The organism is Sphingobium sp. UBA5915, from assembly GCF_002431195.1.
In the GTDB taxonomy this organism is placed as follows: Bacteria; Pseudomonadota; Alphaproteobacteria; order Sphingomonadales; family Sphingomonadaceae; genus Sphingobium; species Sphingobium soli.
This window is the reverse complement of the sequence record NZ_DJDV01000109.1, coordinates 19,899-38,216: the sequence shown is the minus strand read 5'-3', so window position 1 is coordinate 38,216 and position 18,318 is coordinate 19,899. Positions and strand designations below refer to the sequence as shown.

General features: G+C 63.7%; 16 protein-coding genes. 13 read left to right on the top strand and 3 right to left on the bottom strand.

Features of this window, described 5'->3' with window-relative positions; translation table 11 throughout:
* Positions 1-55: 55 nt before the first annotated feature.
* The 7 genes from B2V90_RS19665 (at position 56) to B2V90_RS19635 (ending at position 8,156) form a co-directional block, all read left to right on the top strand.
* The gene (locus tag B2V90_RS19665) at positions 56-1,216 is read left to right on the top strand and encodes a phosphoserine transaminase (RefSeq protein ID WP_228221026.1); all 1,161 of its coding nucleotides are present in this window, start codon (positions 56-58) and stop codon (positions 1,214-1,216) included.
* A 126-nt stretch (positions 1,217-1,342) separates the two neighbouring features.
* Positions 1,343-2,923, top strand: a complete 1,581-nt coding sequence (gene serA / locus B2V90_RS19660; protein ID WP_228221025.1) for a phosphoglycerate dehydrogenase — start codon at positions 1,343-1,345, stop codon at positions 2,921-2,923.
* 164 nt (positions 2,924-3,087) lie between these two features.
* Entirely contained in the window at positions 3,088-4,218 is a 1,131-nt protein-coding gene (locus B2V90_RS19655) for an ATP phosphoribosyltransferase regulatory subunit (protein WP_228221024.1), read from the top strand.
* 142 nt (positions 4,219-4,360) lie between these two features.
* Positions 4,361-4,996: a hypothetical protein gene (locus B2V90_RS19650; RefSeq protein ID WP_228221023.1), complete on the top strand. Its 636-nt coding sequence runs from the start codon at positions 4,361-4,363 to the stop codon at positions 4,994-4,996.
* 699 nt (positions 4,997-5,695) lie between these two features.
* A complete protein-coding gene (locus B2V90_RS19645) occupies positions 5,696-6,985 on the top strand; it encodes an adenylosuccinate synthase (protein WP_228221022.1) in 1,290 nt (429 codons plus the stop codon).
* Between the two features lie 11 nt (positions 6,986-6,996).
* Positions 6,997-7,179 carry a hypothetical protein gene (locus B2V90_RS19640; RefSeq protein ID WP_037543566.1) on the top strand — a complete coding sequence of 61 codons (183 nt, stop codon included), beginning with the start codon at positions 6,997-6,999 and terminating at the stop codon, positions 7,177-7,179.
* Positions 7,180-7,271: 92 nt separating this feature from the next.
* Positions 7,272-8,156, top strand: coding sequence for a bestrophin family protein (locus B2V90_RS19635; protein ID WP_228221021.1), 885 nt, complete (start codon positions 7,272-7,274; stop codon positions 8,154-8,156).
* 20 nt (positions 8,157-8,176) lie between these two features.
* On the opposite strand, the gene B2V90_RS19630 is transcribed toward B2V90_RS19635, so the two are convergent.
* On the bottom strand, positions 8,177-9,508 hold the full coding sequence (locus B2V90_RS19630) for a dicarboxylate/amino acid:cation symporter (RefSeq protein WP_009822873.1): 1,332 nt from the start codon (positions 9,506-9,508) through the stop codon (positions 8,177-8,179).
* Between the two features lie 182 nt (positions 9,509-9,690).
* The gene (gene pdxH, locus B2V90_RS19625; RefSeq protein ID WP_228221020.1) at positions 9,691-10,266 is read right to left on the bottom strand and encodes a pyridoxamine 5'-phosphate oxidase; all 576 of its coding nucleotides are present in this window, start codon (positions 10,264-10,266) and stop codon (positions 9,691-9,693) included.
* A gap of 139 nt (positions 10,267-10,405) precedes the next feature.
* Between pdxH and B2V90_RS19620 the strand changes: the two genes are divergently transcribed.
* The 6 genes from B2V90_RS19620 to B2V90_RS19595 all read left to right on the top strand — a co-directional run bounded on the left by B2V90_RS19620 (position 10,406) and on the right by B2V90_RS19595 (position 17,166).
* Positions 10,406-11,344 carry a DnaJ C-terminal domain-containing protein gene (locus B2V90_RS19620; RefSeq protein ID WP_228221019.1) on the top strand — a complete coding sequence of 313 codons (939 nt, stop codon included), beginning with the start codon at positions 10,406-10,408 and terminating at the stop codon, positions 11,342-11,344.
* A gap of 17 nt (positions 11,345-11,361) precedes the next feature.
* Complete coding sequence (locus tag B2V90_RS19615; RefSeq protein WP_228221018.1) at positions 11,362-12,327, top strand: YihY/virulence factor BrkB family protein; 966 nt, start codon at positions 11,362-11,364, stop codon at positions 12,325-12,327.
* Positions 12,324-13,130 (top strand): enoyl-ACP reductase FabI, encoded by an 807-nt coding sequence (gene fabI / locus B2V90_RS19610; protein ID WP_037543152.1) that lies wholly within the window; start codon positions 12,324-12,326, stop codon positions 13,128-13,130. Before B2V90_RS19615 ends, fabI begins: the two co-directional genes overlap by 4 nt.
* Before the next feature lie 12 nt (positions 13,131-13,142).
* The gene (gene aroC, locus B2V90_RS19605; RefSeq protein WP_228221017.1) at positions 13,143-14,222 is read left to right on the top strand and encodes a chorismate synthase; all 1,080 of its coding nucleotides are present in this window, start codon (positions 13,143-13,145) and stop codon (positions 14,220-14,222) included.
* Between the two features lie 298 nt (positions 14,223-14,520).
* A complete protein-coding gene (locus B2V90_RS19600) occupies positions 14,521-16,302 on the top strand; it encodes an SLC13 family permease (RefSeq protein ID WP_228221016.1) in 1,782 nt (593 codons plus the stop codon).
* A 78-nt stretch (positions 16,303-16,380) separates the two neighbouring features.
* Entirely contained in the window at positions 16,381-17,166 is a 786-nt protein-coding gene (locus tag B2V90_RS19595) for a PhzF family phenazine biosynthesis protein (protein ID WP_228221015.1), read from the top strand.
* Here B2V90_RS19595 and B2V90_RS19590 read toward each other — a convergent pair.
* Positions 17,163-18,287: a serine hydrolase domain-containing protein gene (locus tag B2V90_RS19590; protein ID WP_228221014.1), complete on the bottom strand. Its 1,125-nt coding sequence runs from the start codon at positions 18,285-18,287 to the stop codon at positions 17,163-17,165. The genes B2V90_RS19595 and B2V90_RS19590 overlap by 4 nt on opposite strands.
* Between the last annotated feature and the right edge of the window lie 31 nt (positions 18,288-18,318).

Here is an 18,318-nt window from a genome sequence, read left to right as displayed (position 1 = left end):
CGACGGGCCACGCGGTCCCAACGCCGCGCGCGCTCTCTGCAAGGAGAAGCATGACATGACTGATCTGACTGCCGCTGACGCCACCATTGCGCCTGCCGCAAAGCCCGCCACCACGCCGGCGCGCCCCTTTTTCTCTTCCGGTCCCTGCGCCAAGCCACCCGTGTGGAGCGCCGACAAGCTGAGCACGGACTCGCTCGGCCGCTCGCACCGCGCCAAGATCGGCAAGACCCGCCTCGCTTACTGCATCGACCTGATGCGCGAGATTTTGCAGCTGCCCGACACGCACCGCATCGGCATCGTCCCCGGCTCCGATACCGGCGCCTTTGAAATGGCGATGTGGACGATGTTGGGCGCGCGCCCGGTGACGACACTCGCCTGGGAAAGCTTCGGCGAAGGCTGGGTGACGGACGCCGCCAAGCAGCTCAAACTCGACCCCACCATCATCCGCGCCGATTATGGCCAGCTGCCCGACCTTGCCCAGGTCGATTTCAGCCATGACGTACTGTTCACCTGGAACGGCACCACGTCGGGCGTGCGCGTGCCCAATGCCGACTGGATTCCCTCGACACGCGAGGGGCTGACCTTCGCCGACGCGACCAGCGCGGTCTTTGCCTATGATATCGACTGGACGAAGATCGACGTCGCCACCTTCTCCTGGCAGAAGGTGCTGGGCGGGGAGGGCGGCCATGGCGTCCTGATCCTTGGCCCCCGCGCGGTCGAACGGCTCGAAACCCACACCCCCGCCTGGCCGCTGCCCAAGGTCTTCCGCCTGATGGCCAAGGGCAAGCTTGCCGAAGGCATCTTCAAGGGCGAAACGATCAACACGCCCTCCATGCTGGCGGTCGAGGATGCGATCTTCGCGCTGGAATGGGGCAAGTCGCTGGGTGGCCTTGATGGCCTGATCGCTCGTTCCGACGCCAATGCGGCGGCGCTCGACAGGATCGTGGCTGACCGCGACTGGCTCGGCCATCTCGCCGCCGATCCCGCCTCGCGCTCGAAGACCAGCGTCTGCCTGACGGTGGAGGGTGCGGACGAAGCCTTCATCAAGGCGTTCGCCGCCCTCCTCGAAAAGGAAGGCGCTGCCTATGACATTGCGGGCTATCGCGACGCGCCTGCGGGCCTGCGCATCTGGTGCGGCGCGACGGTGGAAACCGCTGATATCGAAGCGCTCGGCCCCTGGCTCGACTGGGCCTATGCCCAGACCAAGGCCGCTTAAACATCTTTTCCCTGATATACCCGTCATCCCAGCGAAGGCTGGGATCTCGGGCCTCCAGGTCCGACCTGGCCGCCTGAGATCCTGACTTTCGCCAGGATGACGAATTGCAAAGAAAGGCAATTCGTCATGCCCAAAGTCCTTATTTCCGACAAAATGGACCCCCGCGCCGCCGCCATCTTTCAGGAACGCGGCGTCGATGTCGACGTCATCACCGGCAAGACCCCCGAAGAATTGAAGGCCATTATCGGCGACTATGACGGCCTCGCCATCCGCTCCTCGACCAAGGTCACCAAGGACATTCTCGACGCCGCAACCAATTTGAAGGTCATCGGCCGCGCCGGCATCGGCGTCGACAATGTCGACATCCCCTATGCCTCGGCCAAGGGCGTGATCGTCATGAACACGCCGTTCGGCAACTCCATCACGACGGCCGAACATGCCATCGCGCTCATGTTCGCGCTTGCGCGCCAGCTGCCCGAAGCCAATGCCCAGACGCAAGCGGGCCTGTGGCCAAAGAACGGCTTCATGGGCGTCGAAGTCACCGGCAAGACTTTGGGCCTCATCGGTGCGGGCAATATCGGCTCGATCGTGGCGACCCGCGCGCTTGGCCTCAAGATGAAGGTCGTCGCCTTCGATCCGTTCCTGACGCCTGAGCGCGCCGTCGAAATGGGCGTGGAAAAGGCCGATCTCGACACGCTGCTGGCCAGGGCCGACTTCATCACGCTGCACACGCCGCTTACCGACCAGACGCGCAACATCCTCAGCCGCGAAAACCTCGCCAAGACCAAGAAGGGCGTGCGCATCATCAACTGCGCGCGGGGCGGCCTGATCGACGAAGCGGCGCTCAAGGATGCGCTCGACAGCGGCCAGGTCGCGGGTGCGGCGCTCGACGTGTTCCAGACCGAGCCGGCCAAGGAATCGCCGCTGTTCGGCACCCCGAACTTCATCTGCACCCCCCATCTGGGCGCATCGACCGACGAGGCGCAGGTCAATGTCGCATTGCAGGTCGCCGAACAGCTCAGCGACTATCTGCTCGACGGCGGCATCACCAACGCGCTTAACGTGCCGAGCCTCAGCGCTGAGGAAGCGCCCAAATTGAAGCCCTATATGGCGCTCGCCGAAAAGCTTGGCTCGCTGATCGGCCAGCTTGAAGGCGACGCCATCACCGGCGTCGCGGTCGAGGTCGAGGGCCAGGCCGCACAGCTCAACCCCAAGCCGATCACCGCCGCCGTCCTCGCGGGCCTCATGCGCGTCTATTCCGACACGGTGAACATGGTGAACGCGCCCTTCCTGGCGAAGGAACGCGGCCTTGACGTGCGCGAAGTGCGCCATGACCGCGAAGGCGACTATCAGACGCTGGTGCGCGTCACCGTGACCACCGCCAACGGCGATCGTTCGGTCGCGGGCACGCTGTTCGGCCACGCCCAGCCGCGCCTCGTTGAACTGTTCGGCATCAAGGTGGAGGCCGATCTTGGCGGCACGATGCTCTACATCGTCAACCAGGACGCGCCCGGCTTCATCGGCCGCCTAGGCTCGACGCTCGGCGAAGCGAACGTCAATATCGGCACCTTCCACCTCGGTCGGCGCGACCAGGGCGGCGAAGCGGTGCTGCTGCTCTCGGTCGATGGCACTGTCACCGAACCGCTGCGCTGGGAAATCTGCAACCTCACCGGCGTCAACCAGGTCAAGCTGCTCCGCTTCGCGTGAGGTTTCACCATCCGTTCGTCCTGAGTAGCCATTGAGCGAAGTCGAAATGGCGTATCGAAGGAGGTCCACGAGGCCATCCTTCGATACGGGTCTTCGACTTCGCTCAGCCCCTACTCAGGACGAACGGAGTGGAATAAGCGGCGATTTCCGCTAAAGGGCCGTTCATGACTACCATCCCCCCCGGCCTTCTGCCCGAAGGGCTGTCCGACCGCCTGCCGCCCCAGGCCCAAGCCTCCGCGCGGCTGGTGCGGCGCGTGCTCGATACCGTCGCGACCCATGGCTATGAACGGGTCATGCCCCCGCTCGCGGAGTTTGAGGATACGCTGACGCAAAGGCTCACCTCCATGCGTGCGCAGGATCTGGTGCGCGTGGTCGATCCCGTGTCGCAACGGACCCTGGCCTTCCGCCCGGACATGACCGCGCAGGTCGGCCGCATCGCCGCCACCCGCCTGGCCGCCGCGCCGCGCCCGCTGCGTCTCTCCTATGCCGGTCCCGTCATCCGGCAAAAGGCGACCCAGCTGCGGCCGGAACGTGAAAAGATGCAGCTCGGCGCCGAACTCATCGGCAGCGACAGCGTCCCGGCCGCCGTCGAAATCGTCAACATCGCGATAGAGGCGTTGCAGGCCGCCGGCGTCACCGGCATCACCATCGACTTCACGCTGCCCGACCTGGTCGATATGCTCGCCGCCGGTCCCCTGCCGCTTGGCGGCGCCCAGGTCGAGGCGGTGCGCGCCGAACTCGACGCCAAGGATGCCGGCGCGCTCTCCGCCCATGGCCCGGCCGCCGCCGCATACCTGCCGCTCATCGAAGCGACCGGCCCCTTCCATGCAGCGATGGAGCGGCTGGAGGCGTTCAGCGCCCGTGTCAGCGGCGCGATCGACAGCCGCATCGCGGGCCTGCGCGCCATCGCCAAGCCCATTGGCTGGGACATCACCCTGACGCTCGATCCGACCGAACGCCATGGCTTTGAATTCCAGAACTGGTTCGGCTTCTCGATCTTCGCCGAAGGTTTCGTCGGCGAGATCGGCCGCGGCGGCAGCTACGCCATCGCCCGCGCCGACGGCGCGGATGAACCGGCGATGGGCTTTTCCCTCTATCCCGACCCGCTGATCGACGCGGGCTTTGGCGGCGACAGCCCGAAACGCCTGTTCCTACCCGTGGGCCACGACGCCGCCCGCGCGGCCGAATTGCGCGGCGAAGGCTGGTACACCATCGCCGCGCTCAGCGAGGGCGAAGACGGCGCCGCCCATCGCTGCTCCCACTGGCTCGACGGCGCAGAGCCGCGCGCTTATTGACGCATAGGCGAAGCATCCCCGCTCTTTGCCGGGCGCCTTGGACGAACGACGGGGATGGGTGGAAATGAGACCGTCCGGTATTCGTGGCAATCAAAGGACAGCCGACGTTGCCAAAGTATAGGATACTCGCCATCATCGGTTCATGTGGAAGCAAACCATCATAGCTGCATATCTTGGAGCGACTGTAACGATCCCCTCATCTGCACAAGCATGCTCAGTGGTTAGGGGCTATCGCGTCCCGACCACTTTGCAACTAGTGGAAGGCTCGGACGCAATTGTTCTGGCAAAAGTCAGAGCGGGGGCGGTTAATTCTCAATTTGGCTTTCGCCAAGCGTCGCTAACGCCAATTGCGCTTCTCAAGGGCGACCAACTGCCTCAACAAATATCTTATGAATATGGCGCTATATCAAGCCGTCGATGGAAGGCTGTCGCAAGTAATCCTCGCAATTTGCAAGAGCCAAATCCCGACGTTTTTTCAGGCGGATGTAATCGTCAGGTTTTCGACAAAGGCATGCTCGTTGTGACCTTCCTGAAAAAAGAAGGCAATACATATGTCGTTAACGCACCTCCATTTTCGAGGGCATTGGAGGATGTGCCATCGTCAGATGCTCTTTGGGTGAAGGCTATTAAAATATATGTCAAAATCGCGGCGTTGCCGGGCGTGAAGCGCCGAAAAGCCATGGAAGCGGAACGGGCGCGGTTAGCAGCGAGAAAAAATGACCCGGATGCTCCACTGCTTGCTCGCGAGCTAGACAGGGCACTTCATGAAAACCCATGAGTTTTCCTAAAGGAGGGGAATGTCTGCTCTAGGTATATGCAGGAATCATCTCAGCTGACCTAAAATGGTCGCTTCCTGCCATTCCTACAGTCGTCATGCCGGGCTTGACCCGGCATCCCGCTTTTCTTCGCTCACATGAAGAAGCGGGATCCCGGCTCAAGGCCGGGATGACGGTGGATGATGGTCGTTTCCACATAGTGCCCGTTCGCCCTGAGCCCGTCGAAGGGCCGTCCTGTTTCTCCGACCCATGGCCGGGCCGCCGGGCGACCGCTAGATCCCTCCATCCCCCTTCCAATGTAGGATTTTCTCTGATCTACCCTTGGGGATGACGCCTGCGTCCCTCCCATATGGCCCCGCCGCCACCCCCGGCCCGCAACGCGCCGCTTCCCCGCGCCGCGCGCCCATCGTCGGGCCGTCGACGCCGTCTTTGCCAGGTGTCGCTTCGTGGTCGCCTTATGGTCGCGTCGCGGTCGCGTCATGGGCGCATAGGCCCTGCCACACTGTGAACTTCGGCCGAAGGCGACACGTTCTTGCGCCCCACTATCCCGACGCTCCGGCGCGGCCAGCCTTGACGCGGCGGCCCCACGCGGCTAACCCGCGCCCCGCATTCGGACGCCCCCGCGTCCCTCATCCCACCGGCATGTCGAGTCCCGTCGAAGGGCATGGCCGGTCACCGCGGCGGGCGGAAGGATTGTATCCATGGCAAATGTGACCGTGATCGGCGCCCAATGGGGTGACGAGGGCAAGGGCAAGATCGTCGACTGGCTGTCCGAACGCGCCGATGTCGTCGCCCGCTTCCAGGGCGGTCATAATGCCGGCCACACTCTGGTCGTGGGGGACAAGGTCTACAAGCTTTCGCTGCTGCCCTCGGGCATCGTGCGCGGCACGCTATCGGTCATCGGCAATGGCGTGGTGCTCGACCCCTGGCATTTCCGGGACGAGGTCGCCAAATTGAAGGGGCAGGGGGTGGAGATCACGCCCGACAATCTCCAGATCGCTGAAACCTGCCCGCTGATCCTGCCCTTCCACCGCGACCTTGATGGCCTGCGCGAGGATGCGTCGGGCGCTGGCAAGATCGGCACCACCCGGCGCGGCATCGGCCCCGCTTATGAGGACAAGGTCGGCCGCCGCGCCATCCGCGTGTGCGATCTTGCCCATCTCGATGACCTCGGCCCGCAGATCGACCGGCTGACCGCGCATCACGACGCGCTGCGGGCGGGCTTCAATGAAGCGCCGATCGACCGCGCCGCGCTGCTCGCCGAGCTCACGGAAATCGCGTCCTTCATTCTGCCCTTCGTCAAGCCGGTCTGGCTGACGCTCAACAAGGCCAAGAGCGAAGGCAAGCGCATCCTGTTCGAAGGGGCGCAGGGCACCTTGCTCGACATCGATCATGGCACCTATCCCTTCGTCACCTCGTCCAACACGGTGGCGGGCACGGCGGCGAGCGGCACCGGCCTTGGCCCGAGCGGCGCGGGCTTCGTGCTCGGCATTACAAAGGCCTACACCACCCGCGTCGGCTCCGGCCCTTTTCCCAGCGAGCAGGATAATGACATTGGCCAGCGCTTGGGCGAGCGTGGCCATGAATTCGGCACCGTCACGGGCCGCAAGCGGCGCTGCGGCTGGTTCGACGCCGTGCTGGTGCGCCAGTCGGTCGCGGTGTCGGGCGTCACCGGCATCGCGCTCACCAAGCTCGATGTGCTCGACGGGTTCGAGGAACTCAGGATCTGCACCGGCTATCGCATCGGCGAGAGGACATTCGACTATCTCCCCGCCCATGCGCAGGACCAGGCGCGCGCGGAGCCGATCTACGAAACGATCGGCGGCTGGAGCGACACCACGGCGGGCGCGCGCAGCTGGGCGGACCTGCCGGCGCAGGCGATCAAATATATCCGCCGGATCGAGGAGCTGATCGGCTGCCCGGTCACGCTCGTGTCCACGTCTCCTGAACGCGACGACACCATCCTCGTCCGCGATCCCTTCGCGGACTAGAGGAGGAAACGATGGCGGGAGAACGCTTCGAGCGGCACAAGCAGCCCTGGACGCAGGACGAAATCCAGAAGCTGCACAGCCTGGCGAAAAAGGGGATGGCCTTGAAGGCCATCGCCAGGGCGCTCACGCGCAGCGAGGAATCGGTCAAGGCTCGTGCCAAACAGGACGGGTTGTCGATCGCGAAACTGCGCTGATCGGCGGAACTGTAATTTTTCGTTGCGGCCCTTTTACCGGGGAGCCTCTCCGATGATGTTGCGTTGCAGCATTTCTGTATTCGGAGAGCCACATGATCGTTGATCCCGTCCCCAGTTTCCGCCGCATAGCGTCCGAAGTCTGGAAGCCGCTGACGGTCCTGTTCATCTGGGATTGCGCGGTCACAGTCACTTATTATCTGCTGCCCTTCAAGGCGCCCGAATTGCCGCTCACCATCTTCGGCTCGGCGCTCGCCCTGTTTCTGGGCTTCCGGTCGAACAGCGCCTATCAACGCTGGTGGGAAGCGCGCACGCTCTGGGGCGCGATGATCAACGCCTCGCGCAACATCGCCCGCGCGACCCGTAACTTCATGCCCGACCCAGACGCCGCCGAACTCAAGCGCGAAATCGTCAAGCGGCAGATAGCCTATGTAAACGCGCTGCGCTGCCAGCTGCGCCGCCAGCCCATCGGCGATGATGTCACGAAATTCCTGACGGAGGAGGACAAGGGCAAGGCGCTCGCCCGCACCAATCCTGCCAACGGGCTGCTCGACAGCACCGGGCGGCGGATCGACATCGGCCGGCGCAACGGCTGGCTGGACACGATCCAGCAGATGCAGATGGAGGCCGTGCTGGTGGATATCGCCAATGCGCAGGGCGGGATGGAGCGGATCAAGAACACGCCGCTGCCCGTGCAATATCGCTATCTGCCTACCATCTTCACCCACATCTTCTGCATCGCCCTGCCCATCGGCCTCGTTGAAACGCTGGGCTTTGCCACGCCGCTGGGTTCGACGGTCGCGGGGCTGATGTTCCTGGCGGTACTGCGAATCGGCGACGACCTGGTCGATCCCTTCGCCAACACGGTGCACGACAATCCGCTGACGGCCATGTGCCGCACGATCGAGATCGACCTGCTCCAGTCGATCGGCGACCCGGCGCCCGATCCGATCAAGCCGGCACGCGGCGTGTTATGGTGAGTGGCCAGCGCGAGGCGGCATCACCCCTTGCGCGGATCCTCCACCATGTCGGACGCCAGCTCCAACCCGCGCCGGCCATCGGCTGATGTATGCGCCGGCGCCTTGGGATGCGGCACATCCTCGGGCTCCTCGACCTCCAGCATGCCTTCCCATTTGGTGATAACCGACGTCGCGATCGCGTTGCCCAGCACATTGGTCGCGGTGCGGCCCATATCCATGAAGTGATCGACCGCCAGGATGAAGGCGATGCCTTCCACCGGCAGGTCAAACTGGCCCAGCGTCGCGGCGACGACGACCAGGCTGGCGCGCGGCACGGCGGCGATGCCCTTGCTGGTCACCATCAGCACCAGCAATATGGTGATCTGCGTGGTGATCGGCAGGTCGATGCCATAGGCCTGGGCGATGAAGATGGTCGCGAACGTCGCGTACATCATCGATCCGTCAAGGTTGAAGCTGTAGCCCAGCGGCAGCACGAAACTGTAGATTCGCCGCGGCACGCCGAACCGATCGAGCTGCTCCAGCATCTTGGGATAGGCCGCCTCGGACGACGCCGTCGAAAAGGCGATCAGGATCGGTTCGCGGACATACCGGACCAGCTTGATCATCCGCTTGCCCAGGAACAATGATCCGGCAAGGAACAGCAAGCCCCACAGGCAGAATATCGCGATGTAGAATTCGCCGACCAGTTCGCCATAGGTCTGGAGCACGCCCAGCCCCTGCACGGTAATGGACGAGGCCAGCGCGCCGAAAACGGCAAGCGGCGCGACCCGCATGACATAGCCGGTCACTTGCAGCATCAGTTCGACCATCGCCTCGATCACCGTGACGATGGGCTTGCCCTTCTCGCCGATGGCCGTCAGCGCAACACCTACGAACAGCGAAAAGACGACGATCTGCAGGATCGAATTTTCCGCCATCGCCCCGATCATCGACGTGGGGAAGATATGGAGCACGAAGTCGCGGAAGTTGAGGCCCTCGGTGCTCACGCCCGAATCGACACCCGATCGGACCAGGTTCAAGCCAGCGCCGGGCTGGAAAAAATTGACGAGGATGAGGCCCAGCGTCAGCGAAATCAGGCTGGCGATGATGAACCAGGCGAGCGCACGCCCGCCGATGCGGCCCAGTGCGGCGCTGTCGCCCATATGGGCGATACCAGCGACCAGCGTGGAAAAGACCAGCGGGGCGATGATCATCTTGATGAGGTGAAGGAAGATGTCGGCGAGCAGGTGGAAATATCCGGCCACATCCTTCGCGGTGGCTTCGTCGCCGCCGACCCAGAGATTGGCTACATATCCGGTCAGCACCCCCGCGACCATGCCGATGAGGATGAACGCCGTCAGTCTGTTTCGCATCAAGTTCCTCTAAGGCCGCCCACAGGCACGCCCCCGCCTTATGTGTACATCTGTCAGGCCAGACACCTAACAGGCGCATGGCCGCCCGGCAATTGCGCGCGTCCAGTCGCATCAGGGAAGACGAAGCAGGACCGCCTTTCCTCGTCTGCCGGTCGCCCTCCTTGTGAGGCTAACGGCATTTGTCAGGGATAGAGCAGCCCCTCGCGCCAGTTTGCGCCTTCTCTTTCGAACAGGCGGCGTTCATGCAGGCGGTGCGCGCGGTCCTGCCAGAATTCGATGCGGTCGGGCGTCACGCGAAAACCGGACCAGTGCGGCGGTCGTGGCACCGCACCGCCTTCGAAGCGCGCGCTTACCTCCTCGAAACGGTCCATGAAGACTTGCCGGTCGGGCAGGGGGCGCGACTGGTCCGATGCCCATGCGCCAAGCTGGCTGTCGCGGCTGCGCGTCGCGAAATAGGCGTCAGCGGTCGCATCGTCGACAGCATCAACCTGTCCTTCGATACGGATTTGCCGCCGCAGCGACTTCCAATGAAACAGCAAGGCGGCATGGGGGTTTTCGAGCAAATCGCGCGCCTTGCGCCCTTCGAAATTGGTGTAGAAGATGAAGCCGTCCGGCCCGTGCCCCTTTAGCAGCACCATGCGCGATGACGGGCGTCCGCGTGCATCTGCGGTCGCCAGCGCCATGGCGTTGCTGTCATTGACTTCGGTTTTCCGGGCTTCGGCAAACCAGGCTTCGAAAAGGATGAAGGGATCGGTCATGTGCGCTTTCTAGGCAGCTCGCGCTACGCTGTCGATATGCGCCATTTGACAGCCTTCTCCGCACATCCCTGACTTGAATGTCGGCGATGCATCGTCCACATAGGCGTCAAGTGATGCTTTTTTGCAACAGGTAGGATGAATGGCTGATCCCTATTCCACTTTGGGCGTAGCCCGTAGCGCCAGCGAGGCGGAGATCAAATCCGCCTATCGCAAGCTGGCCAAGGAACTGCATCCCGACCGGAACAAGGACAATCCTCAGGCTGCGGAAAAATTCTCCGCCGCGACCAACGCCTATGACCTGCTGTCCGACAAGGACAAACGCGCCCGCTTCGACCGGGGGGAGATTGATGTCGACGGCAATCCGACCGCGCCCTTCGGCTTTGGCGGCGGCAATGGCGGCTTTCGCGGCAACCCTGGCGGCCAGTCGGCTCATTTCGAATATGGCGAAGGCGGGGCGGATTTCGGCGACATTTTCGAAGGACTGTTCGGCGGCGCAGGCCGCAGGGCAGGCGGTGGCGCGGGCTTTGGCGGTGGTTTTGGCCGGCAGGCACCGCCGCAAAAGGGTGCCAATGTCGCCTATCGGCTGGCAGTGCAGTTTACCGATGCCGCGACCCTGGCGCCACAGAGGATCACGTTGCAGGACGGCAAAACGATCGATCTCAAGCTCCCTGCCGGCGTGGACACTGGCACGCAAATGCGTCTGTCTGGCAAAGGGCAGGCGGGGCCGGGCGGCGCGGGGGATGCGATCGTGACGATCGAGGTCAAACCGCATCCCTTTTTCACGCGCGATGGCGACAATGTCCTGCTGGACCTGCCCATCACGCTGGATGAGGCTGTTAAGGGCGGCAAGGTCAAGGTGCCGACCGTCGATGGACCGGTCATGCTGGGCGTTCCGGCAGGCACATCGTCCGGCAAGACGCTGCGACTGCGCGGCAAGGGGTTCACCGGCAAGGATGGGCGGCGCGGGGATCAGCTCGTGACGCTCCACATCGACCTGCCGGCCGACGATCCCGCGATCCGCGCTTTTGTGGACAACTGGCAGGATGCGCGCCCCGTGCGCGCCCATCTGGGCGTATGAGGCGTTAGGATCGGCTGATGCCGATGCCGTCTCCTCTCTCGCCGGAATCGCGCCGCCGGTCCGGACATGGCGCGCGGGCGCGCCTCCACCGCCAGATCGCCAGGGTGCGGCCGGGGTCGCATGGTTTCGAAGTGGCCAAACGTGTGCTGGTCGGCACCTATAGCGATGGTTTCATCCACGCGGGGAACCTTGCCTATCTCTCGTTGATGACGCTGTTCCCCTTCTTCATCGTCGCAGCGGCGGTAGCCAGCGTGTTCGGGCGCACCCAGGATGGTCTTCAGGCCCTCAACGCCTTTCTTTATACCGTGCCGCGCGGCGTGGCCGATGTCGTCCGCCAGCCGATCAATGATGTTCTGACCGCCCGCTCCGGACCATTATTGTGGCTGGGCGGACTGGTCGGGCTGTGGACGGTCGGGAGCCTCATCGAAACCATCCGCGACATATTGCGCCGCGCCTATGGCACGAAGAGCACGAAGGCCTTCTGGCAATATCGGTTGAGCGCCATCGGCATCACGCTGTTTAGCGTGTTTGCGGTCATGTTCGCCTTTTCGATGCAGGTGGTCATCACCGGGATCGACCAGTTTCTGGTGCGCCTCGTTCCCTGGGCGGATGACGCCATTGCGCTGGTCGCGTCGGCGCGGCTGGTGCCGATGGCGATCGTGTGCGTGGCGCTCTGGTCCTTGTTCGTGGCTCTGACGCCTACGGCATACAAGGATCGGCGTTTTCCCAAATGGCCTGGTGCAGTCGCCACCGCGCTCTGGTGGTATGGCACGACCTTGTTGCTGCCGCCCACATTGTCTCTGCTGGGGGGCTATGGGCGCACCTATGGCAGTCTGGCGGGCGTGATGATCACCCTTATTTTTTTCTTCCTAGTCGGCCTTGGCGTGGTAATTGGCGCGGAATTGAACGCGGCGCTGGCGGAATTTCCCGATGAGGAAACGGACGCGACCGGGCAGGACAAAGGAAACGGAACGACGATATGACAGGCTTGATGGCAGGAAAGCGCGGCCTCATCATGGGGCTGGCCAACGACAAGTCGCTGGCCTGGGGCATCGCCAAGCAATTGCATGCGCAGGGCGCGGAACTGGCCTTCTCCTACCAGGGCGATGCGCTGGCCAAGCGCGTGCGGCCGCTTGCGGAACAGGTTGGCTCCGACTTCCTCATCGACTGCGACGTCACTGACATGGACAAGCTTGACGCCGCCTTCGCGCAAATCGAGCAGCGCTGGGGCGCGCTCGACTTCGTCGTCCACGCCATCGGTTTTTCCGACAAGAATGAACTGCGCGGCCTTTATGTCGATACGAGCCTGGATAATTTCCTGCTGACGATGAACGTGTCTGCCTACAGCTTTGTCGCCGTCACCAAGCGCGCCCGAGCGCTGATGCCGAACGGCGGCAGCATCCTGACGCTGAGCTATTATGGCGCGGAAAAGGTGATCCCGCACTATAATGTCATGGGCGTAGCCAAGGCGGCGCTTGAAACCAGCGTCAAATATCTGGCGATGGACCTGGGGCCGGAAAATATCCGCGTCAACGCCATATCCGCGGGGCCGATCAAAACCCTGGCGGCCAGCGGCATCGGCGACTTCCGCTACATCCTCAAATGGAACGAGTTAAATTCGCCGCTGCGTCGCAACGTCACGATCGAGGATGTTGGCGGCGCGGGCCTGTACCTTCTCTCTGACCTGGCGGCAGGGGTGACCGGCGAAATCCATCATGTCGATGCGGGCTATAACGTCATCGGCATGAAGGCTGAAGATGCACCGGACATTGCTCTGGAAAAATAGGGCGCTGGACACATGAGTTTCAACAGCTTCGGTCGCGTCTTTCGCTTTACTACCTGGGGCGAAAGCCATGGGCCAGCCATTGGCGCGGTGGTCGATGGCTGCCCGCCCGGCCTGCCGCTTACCGAAGCGGACATTCAGCCATGGCTGGACTTGCGCAAGCCCGGCATGTCCAAATTCACGACCCAGCGGCGCGAGGCGGACCTTGTGCGCATCCTGTCGGGTGTTTTCGAGGGACGCACCACCGGCACCCCAATCAGCCTGATGATCGAGAATACCGACCAGCGGTCCAAGGATTATTCCGACGTCGCCAAGGCCTATCGCCCGGGCCATGCCGACTATGCCTATGACGCCAAATATGGGTTTCGCGATTATCGCGGCGGCGGTCGATCGTCAGCGCGGGAGACCGCCAGCCGCGTGGCGGCAGGCGCGGTGGCGCGGCTCGTCATCCCGGACATCGACATCTTTGCCTATGTGAGCGAGATTGGCGGCGACGCGATCGACTACGCCAATTTCGATCCGGCGCAGATCGGTGAAAACCCCTTCTTCTGCCCGGACCGGCAAGCCGCCCAGCGTTGGGAGGCACTGGTCGACGCCGCGCGCCTCGATGGTTCGTCCCTGGGCGCGGTCGTCGAATGCGTCGCATCCGGCGTGCCGGCGGGGTGGGGGGCGCCGCTCTATGCCAAACTCGACAGCGAACTGGCCGCCGCGATGATGAGCATCAACGCAGTCAAAGGTGTCGAGATCGGCGACGGCTTCGCCGCAGCGCGCCTGCGCGGCGAAGACAATGCCGATCCCATGCGGCCGGGCGCCGATGGCCCCGCGTTCCTAGCCAATCATGCAGGCGGCATCGCCGGTGGCATCTCGACTGGCCAGCCGATCAAAATGCGGGTCGCCTTCAAACCGACCAGTTCCATCCTGATCCCCGTCGATACCGTAACGCGCGATGGCGATGCATCGCAGATCATCACCAAGGGGCGGCATGACCCCTGCGTGGGCATTCGCGGCGTGCCCGTGGTGGAAGCAATGATGGCGCTGGTCCTCGTCGACCAGAAGCTGCTTCACCGCGCCCAGTGCGGCGGTATAGGCGACTGACGCGCCGAACCGCGCCAATCCTGCGCCGGACGTCCGTTCCGTGCGAGACGACTCGCCTCTGTTACGCTAGCATGACACTCAACGCCCGCGGGAGGGCGTGCGGCAGAGCGTAAGCCTGGGGAGCGTCACTGCGCGTCAAAGCGTTTTTTGCGGAAAACGCGGCGATGAAAAAGCGTGGATTGACGGTCAAAACGTCCCCTCAACGCCGCGACACGGGCCAGCCATGCAACCATGGCTGGCCCATTTCGTTGACCGGGGCTAAAACGCGGCTTCACGCGTTCCAGGGGGCCAACGCCAGATGCATTTCATGTCCGCGCTATTGGGCGTCTACCGCGCGGAAATCGGCCTCGTCATCCTGGCGCTGATGTTCGTGGAATTTGTGCGCGAACGCTATTCGCCGACGGTTGTTTCCGTGTTGGGCGCCTGTGCCTATGCCGCGCTGGGATTGCTGGACGAAAAGGGGCTTTTTTCCGTTTTCTCCAATAGTGCCCCGCTGACGATCGGCGCGATGTTCGTGCTGGCGGGCGCGTTGATCCGGACCGGCACGATCAACCGGGCGGCCGATTTTGTCATGAAACGCGCGGAAAAACATCCGCGCTTGGCGATCGTGGAGGTCATGCTGGGCGCGACGGTGGCGTCCGCATTCCTCAACAATACGCCCGTCGTCGTCGTGCTTATTCCCATCATCTTCAAATTGTCGCAGGTGACGGGCGTGCCACTCAAGAAATTGATGATGCCGCTCAGCATCGTGGCGGTGCTTGGCGGCTGCATCACGTTGATCGGCACATCGACCAACCTGATCGTCGCGGGCATCGCGGCGGATCAAGGTATGACGCCCTTCGGCATTTTTGACATTGCGCCCTTCGGCATTGCGGGAACCGTCGCGGGGCTGGCGGCGCTCGTTGGACTGTCCTTCCTGCTGCCCAGCGATCCGCCAGCGATTTCGGGCCAGGATGGCGGCAATGCGCAGGATTATCTGACCGAACTGGTGGTGCCGCATGACAGCGATTATATCGGCAAGGACATCGGGTCATTGACGGTGTTCGGGCGCTCGGCGGCGCTGCTGGGCCTCAAGCGGGCTGGCGAGATACGGCGCGGCGACCTGTCGCAGGAGGAACTTCACGCCGGCGACCGTTTGATCGTTCGCGCCGATGGCACCGCGATCATGACCCTGCGCGAATCAGGCCATTTCGAACTGGGCATCGCCGCGGATTCCGAAACATCGGGGCGTGAAGGCACGGTGATCGAGGCGATGGTCGCGCCAAGCCACCCCTCGATCGGCGAACGGCTGATGGATATACCGTTTTTGCATGCCTTGCGCGTGCGCATCATCGGCATCAACCGCGCCCGGCACCTGCCCGGCCCCAATCTGGCGGAGGCCCGCATCCGCGGCGCTGACCGCCTGTTGATCGCAGGCAGCGACGACGCGATGCGCTCGCTGCGCGACAATCCCAATCTCATGGGCGTCGACATCAGCCGCACCCGCGCCTTCCGCCGCAACAAGGCGTGGATCGCGATCCTCGCCATGGCGATGGTGATTATCCTGTCGGCACTGGGCATCATGGGCATCGGCCTTGCCGCGATCATTGCTGTCGGCGCGATCCTCGCCACGCGCTGCATCGATGCCGAGGAAGCCTGGGGCGCGATTGACGGGGACGTCCTGGTGCTGATCTTCGCCATGCTGGCGGTCGGCGTGGCGCTGGAGCAGGCGGGTAGCGTCGCGATGATGGTGGGATGGATCACGCCGCTGATGCAGGTCGCGCCGCCCTGGGCGCTGATCTTCATCGTCTATTTCACCGCGCTCATCCTGTCTGAACTGTTGAGCAACAATGCGGTGGCGGCACTGATGACGCCAATCGTCATCGCGCTGGCGCACCAATTGCAGGTGGATGCGCGACCGCTCGTCATCGCGCTGATGATTGGGGCGTCGGCCTGTTTCGCAACGCCGATCGGCTATCAGACCAACGCGCTGGTCTATGCGGCGGGCGACTATCGCTTCGCCGATTTCGTCCGCATCGGCGTGCCTCTCAACATCATCGTCGGCCTGGCGGTCTGCGGCGCGTTGGTGTTGCTGGGATGAGCGGCCAGTTGTACCGGGTCGGCCCTGTCAGGCGGGCAGGCGGACGGGCATAAGGCCGTCAACGAAAGGATATTCCTCATGAGCAGCCTGCCCTTCACCCAGGTCGATGCCTTTGCCGACGCACCCTTTACCGGCAACCCGGCCGCTGTCATGCCGCTCGATGCCTGGCTGGACGACGAGACGCTTCAGGCGATCGCGCAAGAAAACAACCTCTCCGAAACCGCCTTCACTATAGCGACGCCGGACGATCCGGACGCTGATTATGCGCTGCGCTGGTTCACGCCGACATTGGAAGTGAAGCTGTGCGGTCATGCTACGCTGGCGAGCGGCCATGTGCTGATGGAGGGCGATGCGGTCCGCTTCCGCACGCGACACGCCGGGATACTCACCGTATCGCGGGCTGGGCAGGGCTATGCCCTGTCGCTGCCGGCCTGGACCATGACGCCGCGCGATTTGCCCGATCTTGCCGAAGGGCTGGGTGGCGCTCCCATAGAATCGCATTGGCGCGACGGCGGCTACAGCCTCTTCCTCTTCCCCGATGAAGCGGCCGTGCGCGCGCTGACGCCGGATTTCGCCACGCTACGGGCGCAGGGCGACGTCATGCTCATCGCTACCGCGCCCGGCACGAACAGCGACATCGTCAGTCGCGTTTTCGTGCCGGGCGGCGGCGTGGATGAAGATCCGGTGACTGGCTCGGCCCACTGCCTCCTCACCCCCTTCTGGAAGGAACGGCTGGGCAAGACGCAGATCAGTGCGGTGCAGGCATCCGCGCGGGGCGGTCGGCTCGGCTGCGCGCTGGAAGGCGACCGCGTCATCCTGACCGGTGCCTGCCGCACCGTGATCGAGGGACGCTTCCTGCTTTAGCCCGGAAACAGTCCCATCAACCGCGCCAGTCCCGCGCGCACCGCGCGGCGCTGCTCCTTGCGGGGCGACATGCCGATGCGCACGACGGTCAGCCGCTGCGATGGTGATATCAGGATATATTGCCCATTATGCCCGACGCAGCCGAACAAGCTTTCGGGCGCTTGGCCGGGCATCAGCGCGCTTTCATCGCTGTTGCGGTTCAGCCAGATATGCAGCCCGTAGGCCGGATTGCGCTGAGACGGCGTTGTCATCAGGTCGATCCATTTTTCCGGCAGAATCTGGTGTCCTGCAGGGGTGCGCCCGCGCCGGCGCAGCAATTCGCCGAAGCGCCCATAGTCGCGCGCGGTCATGTGCAGGATGCTCCCGCCGATCATCGTGCCATGGGCGTCATATTCAGGGGTCAGGCTCGGCAGCCTGCCCGGTGCCTTTAGCCGTCCGTCGATGAACATCTGCATCGCGCGCCGACGCACGTCCGGGTCCTCGCTATTGGTCAGCATCCGGGTCATCAAGTCCGACAGGATCATCGTGCTGCCGGTCGAATAAGCGAAGCTCTCGCCCGGCGCATGAGCCAGCGGCTTGGCTTCGGCATAGGCGGCCATGTCCTGCGCGCCGTCCTGGAACAGCATGCGCACCGTATCGCCCGCCGTGACCGGATCGCCATCCTCGACATGGTCGATGCCCGAACTCATGGTCAGCAATTGCCGCAGGGTGATCTTTCCGCGCGGATCACCCGGCTGGCTCCAGGCTGGCACGGGCACCGGCGCGTCGAGCGCCAGCCTGCCGTCCGCGACCATCAACCCGGCCAGCACGCCGGTCACGGTCTTCGCCATCGACCAGGCCAGCAGTTTGGTATCGGGACCAAAGCCCGGCGCATAGCGTTCCGCAACAATATTGCCGTCGCGCATCACCAGCAATGCGCGGGTCTGACCCATGGCTTCATCATCGAACAGCGGGTCGATCGCGGCGCGTAGCGCGTTTTCGCCTGCCACGACATCGGGGGCGACCATATAGACCGGCTCGGGGGTCGGGGCGGCGCGCCCCGCCAGCGATCCTGCGATTATCAACGCGGAAATGCCTGCGCCCAGGCCAAGACGCTTTACGATTCGGCTGTCGATCTGCATAAGCCGGCGCCTTTACAGGCGAGCGCGGGAA